The organism is Saccharothrix sp. NRRL B-16348 (assembly GCF_001280085.1).
Lineage (GTDB): Bacteria > Actinomycetota > Actinomycetes > Mycobacteriales > Pseudonocardiaceae > Actinosynnema.
In genome coordinates, this window is the sequence record NZ_LGED01000192.1 from 145626 (window position 1) to 153799 (window position 8174).

6 protein-coding genes are annotated in these 8174 nt (G+C 73.5%); 2 read left to right on the forward strand and 4 right to left on the reverse strand.

Annotated elements, in window-relative coordinates:
* Nucleotides 1-27: 27 nt before the first annotated feature.
* The gene (locus ADK67_RS17785) at nt 28-3267 is read right to left on the reverse strand and encodes an AfsR/SARP family transcriptional regulator (protein WP_053717532.1); all 3240 of its coding nucleotides are present in this window, start codon (nt 3265-3267) and stop codon (nt 28-30) included.
* 180 nt (nt 3268-3447) lie between these two features.
* Between ADK67_RS17785 and ADK67_RS17790 the strand changes: the two genes are divergently transcribed.
* On the forward strand, nt 3448-4608 hold the full coding sequence (locus ADK67_RS17790) for an L-histidine N(alpha)-methyltransferase (protein ID WP_053717533.1): 1161 nt from the start codon (nt 3448-3450) through the stop codon (nt 4606-4608).
* Nucleotides 4609-4614: 6 nt separating this feature from the next.
* Complete coding sequence (locus tag ADK67_RS17795) at nt 4615-5184, forward strand: hypothetical protein (protein WP_053717534.1); 570 nt, start codon at nt 4615-4617, stop codon at nt 5182-5184.
* Here ADK67_RS17795 and ADK67_RS17800 read toward each other — a convergent pair.
* The 3 genes from ADK67_RS17800 to ADK67_RS17810 form a co-directional block, all read right to left on the reverse strand.
* Nucleotides 5181-5537 (reverse strand): DUF6292 family protein, encoded by a 357-nt coding sequence (locus tag ADK67_RS17800; RefSeq protein WP_053717535.1) that lies wholly within the window; start codon nt 5535-5537, stop codon nt 5181-5183. The two genes, ADK67_RS17795 and ADK67_RS17800, sit on opposite strands and share 4 nt — an antisense overlap.
* Nucleotides 5538-5659: 122 nt before the next feature.
* Nucleotides 5660-7288, reverse strand: coding sequence for a tannase/feruloyl esterase family alpha/beta hydrolase (locus tag ADK67_RS17805; RefSeq protein ID WP_082403545.1), 1629 nt, complete (start codon nt 7286-7288; stop codon nt 5660-5662).
* A gap of 97 nt (nt 7289-7385) precedes the next feature.
* Complete coding sequence (locus ADK67_RS17810; protein ID WP_157620519.1) at nt 7386-7787, reverse strand: hypothetical protein; 402 nt, start codon at nt 7785-7787, stop codon at nt 7386-7388.
* Nucleotides 7788-8174 lie beyond the last annotated feature (387 nt).

Sequence of the window (8174 nt, forward strand, 5' to 3'; positions counted from 1 at the left end):
TGTCCTAAGTAGACCGACGCCGGGAACTCACGGGCTCACGCGAGCCGCGCACAGCCGGCAGTCCGGCACGGCCCGGTCCGGCACGCCGAGCGCCGCGTAACCCTCCGCCGCCGCACGCCACCACCGCACCGCCTCGCCGTGCCGCCCCGAAGCGCACTCCGCCCGCGCCACCCCGTGGTGCCCGCGTGCCCGCTCGTACCGGCCGCCGACCCTCCGCGCGTGCTCGAAGTGCCGCAACGCCAACTCCGGCTCACCGGTCGCCAGGCGCAGCAGCCCCAACTGGTGCCGCACCTCGCCCAGCAACGACGAATCGTCCGCCACGGCGCCGACCGCCAACGCCGCGTCGAGGTGGTCACGGGCCTGGCCGAGCGCGCCGCGCGCCAGGTGCACCGACCCGAGCCCGCACAGCGCCTCGCCCTCGTGCCGCTGGTCGCCCAGCTCGCGGAACCGGACCAGGGCGTCGCGGTAGTGCGCGGTCGCGTGGTCGGATTCGCCCGCCAGCCGGTGCACGTGCCCGAGGTTGAGGGTGGCGGCGGCCACGCCGAACCGGTTGGCCAGCTTCTCGAACAGGGTCAACGCCCGCCGGCCGTGGTCGAGCGCGCGGGTCGTGTCGCCGAGCCTGAGGTGGAAGCCGCCGAGCGCGGTGTGCGCGACCGCCTCGCCGAACGCGTCGTCCTGGTCGAGCCGCAGCGCGAGCACCCGGTCGCCCCGCTCGACCGCGTCCCGGTAGCGCCCGGCCAGGTAGTGGACGACGGCGATGTTCGTCAACGTCCGCGCCGCACCGGCCGTGCTGCCGAGTTCTTCCCACAGCGCCAACGCCTGTTCGTAGGCGTCCAACGCGTCGGTGTGCCGTTGGGCGGTCTGGTAGGCGACGCCGAGCCCGTTGAGCATCTCGGCCTGGGCGCGGATGTCGCCGAGGGTGCGCGCGGACGTCAGGCCGAGTTCGTGGGCCGCGGTCCAGTCGTCCAGCAGGCCGAGGGTGAACCAGTGCCGCCACAGCGCGTTCGGCAGCCGCCAGGCGTGGTCGTGCAGGCCGGACGCGGCGGCGAGGCGGGTGGCCGCGACGAGGTTGCGGCGTTCGGCGTCCAGCCACCGCGCGGCGGTGTCGTGGTCGCCGTCGCCCGCGTCGGTCTCGACCGCGGCCACCGCCTCCACCGCCCGGTCCAGGTACCAGTCGAGCACCCGGGCCACGGCGGCGTCGTGCTCGTCGGGGTCGGCCAGCTCGGCGGCGTACACGCGCAGCAGGTCGTGCAGCCGGTAGCGGTCGAGCCCGACCTCCTCCACCAGGTGGCCGGAGGCGAGCACGGCGAGCTGGTGCCGGACGTCCGACCCGGTGGCCGCGGCGGCGGCGTCGGCGTCGAAGTCCGGGCCCGGTAACGCGCCGAGCCGCCGGAACACCGACGCCACGTCGGGCGGCAACGCCCGGTAGGACCAGGAGAACACGGCGCGCACCGCGGAGGACGGGTCGTCCGGGGGCGAGAGCAGGTCGATCCGCCTGGGCTCGTCGGCCAGCTGCGCGGCCAGCGCGGTCAACGTCACCGAGGGTCTTCGGACGGCCCGGTGCGCCGCGACCCGCAACGCCAGCGGCAGCCCGCCGCACAGGTCGACCAGCCGTGCGGCGGCGGCCGGTTCGACGTCCACGCGTCGGCCGAGCACGCCGCGCAGCAGCGCCACGCCGTCGTCGGTGGACAGCGGCACGACGGCGATCGGGTGGGCTCCGTCGCGGGCGGCGAGGCCGGCCAGCTCGGCACGACTGGTGACCACGACCGCGCAGCCGGGCGCGCCGGGCAGCAGCGGCCGGACCTGCTCGGCGGACCGGGCGTTGTCCAGGACCAGGAGGACGCGGCGGTCGGCGAGCAGCGACCGGCACAGCGCCGAGCGCTCGGCCTCGCTCTCCGGCACGTGGTCGCGGTGCACGTCCAACGCGCGCAGGAACTCGCCGAGCACGGCACGCGGCGACACCGGCTCACCTTCCCCGTGCCCGCCGAGGTCGGCGTAGAGCTGCCCGTCGGGGAACCGGTCGGCGACGCGGTGCGCCCAGCGGAGCGCGAGGGCGGTCTTCCCGACACCGGGCGTGCCGACGAGCGCGACCACGACGGGCCCGGCAGGCACGGCACACGACTCACCCGCCACCTCCGCCTCGACGGCCCCGCCACTCGCCGCCCCGGCGAACCCTGCGACCCCACCCGTCGCCGCCGCGCCGGTAACGGGCCCGACGCGGGAGGCGGACTCGGCGAACAGGACGCCCACCTGCCCGGCGGCCCGGTCGTCCACCGCCGACCGACCGGCGAGCCCGGCGACCGCGGCAGGCGCGGAGGGCAGCCCATCCCCCACCCGATCCGCCGCCGGCTCCAAACGCCGCCCTACCGCCGCCCGATCCGCAGCAGGCTCCAAAGGCCGCCCGGCCCCCGCCCGCTCCGGCACCGGCGGGGCGAGCAGGGCGTCCAGCGCGGCCAGGTACTCCTCCCTCGCCACCAAGTCACCGGCCGGCGGCAGTTGGCGAGGAGTCGGCGCGGCGGCGCGGGCCGGGGTGTCGGCGTCGTCCAGCAGCCGCTGGTGCAAGTGGCGCAGGTCCGCACCTGGCTCGACGCCCGCCTGCTCGACCAGCAGCCCGCGCAACCGCCGGTAGACCGCCAAGGCCTCCACCCGCCGCCCGCAGCGGTGCAGGGCGAGCATCAGGGCGCCCGCCACCCGTTCCCGCCCGGGGTGCTCGGCGGCCAACGCGGTCAGGTCGCCGACCACGTCGTGGTGCCGCCCCAGCTCGAGGTCGGCCTCCAGCCGGTCCTCCAGCGCGGCCAGGCGTTCCTCCGCCAGCGCTACCACCAGCCGGTTGCGCAGCGGGCCGTCCGCCGTGTCCGCCAACGCCACGCCGCGCCACTCGCCCAGCGCCGTCGCGAGCAGCCGCCGCCGCACCGCCACGTCCGCCGTGGCCCTCGCCCGTGCCGCCGCCTCCCGGAACCGGTGCAGGTCGACGTCGTCCGGGTCGATGTCCAGCCGGTAGCCGCCGCCCGTGCCGACCAGCGCCACGCCGAACCCGCCGAGCAGCTTGCGCAGCCTCGACGCGTACACCTGCAACGTGCCGCGGGCGGTCGGCGGAGGCACGTCCCACAACGCCTCCGCCAACCGCGCCACCGGCACCACGCGACCGGCCTCCGAGGCCAGCACCGCCAGCACGCACCGGAGCTGCGGACCCGGCACCGGGATCAGCCGATCCCCGTGCGCCAGCTCGACCGGACCCAGGACCGACAACCGCACCGTGCCCCCCATGACGGCTGAAGCTAGCGACACTTCCGCCCCGGTCACAGGCTGTCCGGCTGTCCGGAACCGTCCCGGACAGCCGTCCGGGACGCCGCCTGGCCACCGGCTCACCCGCCGCGGCGAAAAGCGGCGTGACTGTCGGTGGTGATCGGTAGGCTCAGCGGAGCGGACCACAGCGGAGGAGGCCGAGTGACGGCGAGGGACGGGCGGCTGGTCGGCGACCTGGCCAGGGCCATCGACGAGTCGGACTTCGCCTGGTCGCTGGTGCTCGTCGGCGAGGACCAGCGGGACAAGCTGGCCGCGCTGACCAGCGACCTGCTCGGCAAGCCGTCGACCAGCGGCGACGGCAAGCAGATCACCTCCGGTTACGCCTACTGGGGCATCGGCCCGACGATCGCCTGGGCGCACGCCTGCGCCGACCCGTTCTACCTGGTCATGAAGCAGAGCCTGGACTCGTTCACCCGCCGCTGGGGCCGGGTGCGCGGCCGGATCGGCGAGGGCTTCCACCACGTCAGCTTCGGCGTCGGCACCGGGCACAAGGACCGGCTGATCCTGGAGCACCTGCTGGAGCACAACCCGGGCCTGCTCTACGTCCCGGTGGACATGAGCTCCGAGATGCTGCGGCTGGGCACGCAGGAGGCCACGCACCGCGTCGGCCTGCGCGGGCACCGAGTGGTGCCGGTGCAGCTGGACTTCTCCATCACCGAGAACCTGGCCGAGTTCCGCGAGCTGATCCACCGGCTGGTCGGCGACGAGCCGGTGCTGTACTCGCTGCTGGGCAACACGCTGGCGAACTTCGACCACGACGACGAGCTGCTCGCGAACCTGACCGCGCTGGCCCGGCCGCAGGACCTGTTCCTGCTGGAGGTCGCCACCACCGAGGCGCTCAACGACGACCTGGCGCAGGACGCGGTCGAGGAGTACGCCCGCAGCCGCGCCTACCGCGAGTTCGTGACCAGCGCGTTGCTGCACAACACCGACCTGACGATCAACGTCGACGCGGTGCAGTTCCGCGGCGCGGTCGAGGGCGACCGGGCGTTGAAGGTGAAGGTGATCTACCAGAACCAGACCGGCGGCGACATCATGATGATGCTGCCCGACCGGAACCGGGTGCCGTTCCCCGACCGGGACACCATCCGCCTCTACCTGACCCGCAAGTACGCGCGGAAGGCGTTGGACGGGATCGTGCGCGGCGCCGGGATGCGCAAGGTCGCCGGCACCCACTCGGACTTCGGCGTGCCGCGCTCGTCGCAGGGCTTCGGCATGGACCTGCTGCTGCTCGCGCCCGGTGAGCCGGTGCCCGCGCCGAGGTCGGACGACGACGTGGCCAACGTCATCTGGGGGAACTGACCGCCGATGACCCGGATCGCGATCACGGCGCTCACGTTCGGCGCGCTCGCGGTGGCGATGGCGCTGGGCCTGAGCTGGTTCGTCGTGTCGCCGCCCGGAGACCGGTGGGAACCGGCGGTGAACTCGTTGGCGCTGCTCGCGGGCATCACCGGCATCTTCGCCGAGCGGTGGGCGTCGCAGCGCGAGCAGCGCAACCAGGCGATCGAGTCGATCCGGCTGGAGATGGCGCGCAACCGGGAGACGCTGGACGGCGAGGCGTTCAGCGCGACCAGCTCACGCGTCAGGCGGGTGTACCCGCGGCTGGTGCAGTCGGCGGTGGACTCGGCGCTGTCGTCGGGCGCGCTCAGCCCGCACCGCGACGCCGAGCTGATCGACCTGCTGCACCGGTGGCGCACGGCGGTCGCGTCGGTGAACCGGCGGCTGGAGCTGACCGAGATGCTGGTGTTCACCAGCGCGTCCGACGAGAAGGCCGAGCAGTTCCACACCGCGCTGCACAGCGCCAGCAGCTTCTTCCAGGGCGTGCGGACGCTCCTGGACGAGGCGCAGGCCACCCTCGGCGCGCCGGTGCGAGGTTAACGCGCGGCCAGCAGCGTGCGGTCGTCGTCCACGAGGTCCAGCCCCTCGACCCAGCGGGCCACCGCGGCGGGTTCCGGCAGGACCGGGCCGCGCAGCCTGGCCAGCACGAACGGCGGCTCGGCGCTGTCGGCCTCCACCGCGACCGCCCAGCCGCGGCCCTCCTCCCACAGCAGCGCCACGTCCCGGTCGGCGAAGCCGGGCAGGTGGCCGTCGAGCGCGAGATAGGCGCCCAGGCGCGAGCCGTCGGACTGCACGCACGAGCACTCGCCGCTGAGGCCGAGCGCGCGCGTCACCTTCGAGACGTAGGCCAGCAGTGCGCGCGCCGCGCTGTCGTCATCGAATTCCCAGTCCATCGAGCACCACCGTTCCCCGCCCCGAAGCACACGGTCCAACGCCGACCACTCGGCGCGATCCGGGGTAGCCCGATCGAGCGGGTTTGAAACCCGGACGTTCGGATTTTTTGGCCGGCGAGGCGTCAGGGAGCGACCGGACCAGGCTTTTCGTGCAGGTAGACACCCACCCAGTCGACCGCGTCCCGGGTCGGCTCCGCGGGCGGCGCGGGCTCGAAGTTCGCCGCGTCGTCCACGCTGCCCGTGCCGTCGTAGCGGGCGGTCAGCGGGTACGGGAACACCGGCCGGGTGCGCACCGCGTCACCGTCGGCGTCACGGCCCGTGGCGATCACCCGGTCCGGCGCGGCGCCCTGCTCCACCCACGCCAGCAGCTCCCGGATCGGGTCGAAACCGGTCAACGTGCCGCCGCCACCGCAGTGGTGCAGGCCGGGGACCATGAACAGCCTGGCCCAAGAGCGGACGTCGCCGCCGTCGCGCTGCTCCAGCCGCGCGTAGTAGTCGAGCAGGGCACGCGGCGGGACGCCCTGGTCACCCCAGCCGTGCCAGAGGATCAGCTTGCCCCCCGCGTCGCGGAACTCGTCCAGGTCGAGGCTCATCGCGTTGCCGCGCACGCCCTCGACGTTGAGCCGGGCGAACTCCTCGGCGGTGAACTCGACGTCCGCCAGCGACGAGCCCGGCGAGCCGACCGGGAACGCCATGTGCTTGAGGAAGTTGTCCGCGAGCAGGGCGGAGAACGTCGCGGCGCGGGCGTCGGTGGTCGGGGTGATCCAGTCCACCCAGGCCGGCTCGGAGCCGCGTTCCTGCCCGGCCGGGTAGAGCCGCTTGCCACGCGCGTCCTTCGGGCCCGCGTACAGCTTGCGTACCACGTCGAGCTGCGCGGGCGTGAGGCACTTGCCGCCGTCGGCGGTGCACTTCAACGGCGCGGGGTCGTAGTCGCACCGGCGCGGGTCGTCGATCTGGTCGTCCACCAGGCCGTCGAGGCGGTCGCAGTGCCGCATGACGGCGTCGTGCAGCAGCGGCAGCAGGTCGGCGGTGAGCACCGGGAGGCCGTCCGCGCCGGTGTTCGTGCGGGCCAGCCACGCCTGGTAGAGCACGAGCGGGGTCTGGTAGTTCGCGGGCGCGCCGGCGATGATGCCGTCGAAGTCGTCCGGGTAGCGCTGGGCCAGCAGCAGCCCTTCCCGGCCGCCGTTGGAGCAGCCGGCGAAGTAGGAGAACGAGGGCGGGTCGCCGTAGAAGTCCTCGATGACCTGCTTGGCGGCCATCGAGACGACGTGCGGCGCGCGGAACGCGAAGTCGTCGCGAGCGGCCTGGTTGGCGGCCGCGGGCCTGCCGTCGGCCGACCTCACCGTGCCCCGGCCGACGTGCCCGTCGTCCGTGGTGGCGACCGCGAGCCCGCCGATCTCCGGACCGCAGTCGGGGAACGCGGGCGACACGAGCTCACCGCAGAACCCGCCGCAGCCGTACTGGAGGTAGCGACCGGTGTAGGTCGTGGTCGGCAGCTTCAGGTGGAACCGGACCTCCGGCTCGACGTACCCGAGCACGGCACAGTGCGCGGCCTCGTCACCCTCCGCCACCACTTCCGCCTGCGTCACGTGCGCACGCGTGCCGGGGATCGCGAAGTCCCGCACCAGCTCCGCGCACTCGACCTCGGGCCGGATCGCCGTGCCCTGCTCGCCGGGCGCGGCAGCGAGCGCGGCCACCAAGGCGACCAACATCCCGACCAGCACGCCCCACCGGATCACTCGCACCTCCATCCCCGCCCATTCTGCCGATCACTCGCGCACCAACCGGATCCCGGTCCCGTTCGTGCGGAGTATCCCCTGTTCGTGGCCTTGACGGGCCGGAAACGAATCAGGGACGGGGTGTGAGCACGGCAACGCCCGCGATGTCGTCCAGGTACTCGGCCGTGAAGCCGCCCGCGACGTTCTCCGCCTCGGCGATCACGACGGTCACGTCGTCGACCACGGCGGAGTCGTAGTTGTGCGCGGTGAACGGCACGTCGACGATCTGCAGGAGCGATCCCGACAGCGGGGTGAGGTCACCGGTGCCGTGGACGTCCTCCAACCGCTTGAACTCGCGGGCCTTGTCACGATCGTCGAACTCGACCCAGGCCACGAACACCACCGCCGTGCCACCTTTGTCGTCGGTGAGCGTGAACAACATCCGGTCCAACGCCACGCAGGGCACCGCCTTCAACAACTCCTGCACCTGCCCGAACGAGTGGGACACGCACTCGCCGTCACCCCGCGTCACCCGATCCACCACGCGGAGCCCGGTATCGCGCCACACCTCGTCGGGATCACCAGGCGCCGCAAGCCCCCCAGCCCCAGCCGCCACCACCCCGGCCACCACAGCGGCAGCGATCAACCCACCAGACCCCACACCGCCACCTCCACCCCCGACCGGCACGTCACCCACTGGTACCCGGTTCGACGGTAACTCCCACCTTCCACCACCAACAGCCCACCAAGCCCGACATCCCGAGCCCAGACTCGCCCCAACCTCAGCTTCTGATCACGCCAACAACGGACCCGAAACCTTCCGCAGAGGCCCGATTTGACATGGGTTCGGGTGCTTTAGGCTGGTCGAAGCCGGGCAGGCTTGGCGGACGCTCTTCCCGCCAGGCCTGCCCGGCTTTGG